Raw genomic sequence first — 817 nt, 5'->3', positions numbered from 1 at the left:
ATAAAAAAAGAACCACTTTCACGAGTGGTTCTTTTTTTTTCATAAATCACAAAAACTATTTCATGAACAGTTATATTGTAAGATAATATCTTATTAAATATATTATTTTATGCATTTCATCGATTTTATTTGTTGTTTAATCGGTAATTATGTATGTTTGAAACACCAAATCAAACAACACGTTCTGTCATTAATTAATCAATAAAGTGTTTGCCCCACATCTACTTTATTAAAAACTTAACCTACTACTATGAAAGCAAAAATGTTTAGAGCATTATTGCCATTAGCAATATTGTTCACTATGGTTTCTTGTTCTTCTGACGATTCAGAAACAAGCGTTTCAAAAGAAGCTGTTGTAACAAACTACGACTACAACGAAGTTGAACTACGCTTAGTTCAATTAATCAATAACCATCGAGTTAGCCTTGGTTTAAACCCACTACAAGTTATCAATCATATTTCATACAAGTCTGAAGGACATAATGAATATATGATTGAAAGACAATCAGTAAGTCATGATAATTTTTATCAACGCTCACAAAGTATTATTGAAACATTGGGTGCAGAAAAAGTAGCCGAAAATGTAGCTTACAATTACATGACTGCAGAAAGTGCATTTGCAGCATGGAAAAACAGTCCTGGACACAGAGCAAATATGGAAGGTGATTTTACTCACTTTGGTATATCTGTTTCGGTTGATCCACAGACTAATAGAAAATATTACACTAATATGTTTATGAAGGAAAAATAGTTTGATTATTGTTTTGTTTGATTTTGACAGATCACTTGAAAACCCAACGCTCTAAACGTTGGGTTT

Annotated in this window: 1 protein-coding gene; it reads left to right on the top strand. The window is 30.8% G+C overall.

The window, feature by feature from the left end; translation table 11 throughout:
- Positions 1 to 250: 250 nt before the first annotated feature.
- Entirely contained in the window at positions 251 to 751 is a 501-nt protein-coding gene (locus IAI56_RS15795) for a CAP domain-containing protein (RefSeq protein WP_187658771.1), read from the top strand.
- Positions 752 to 817 lie beyond the last annotated feature (66 nt).

Source organism: Flavobacterium macrobrachii, assembly GCF_014486675.1.
Classification (GTDB): domain Bacteria; phylum Bacteroidota; class Bacteroidia; order Flavobacteriales; family Flavobacteriaceae; genus Flavobacterium; species Flavobacterium macrobrachii.
The sequence above is the reverse complement of the archived record's forward strand: the minus strand, read 5'-3'. Positions and strand labels throughout refer to the sequence as shown.

What these genes read in the sequence shown, in the direction of transcription:
- IAI56_RS15795 (WP_187658771.1), top strand. Translation starts at nt 251, where the DNA reads ATGAAAGCAAAAATGTTTAGAGCATTATTGCCATTAGCAATATTGTTC.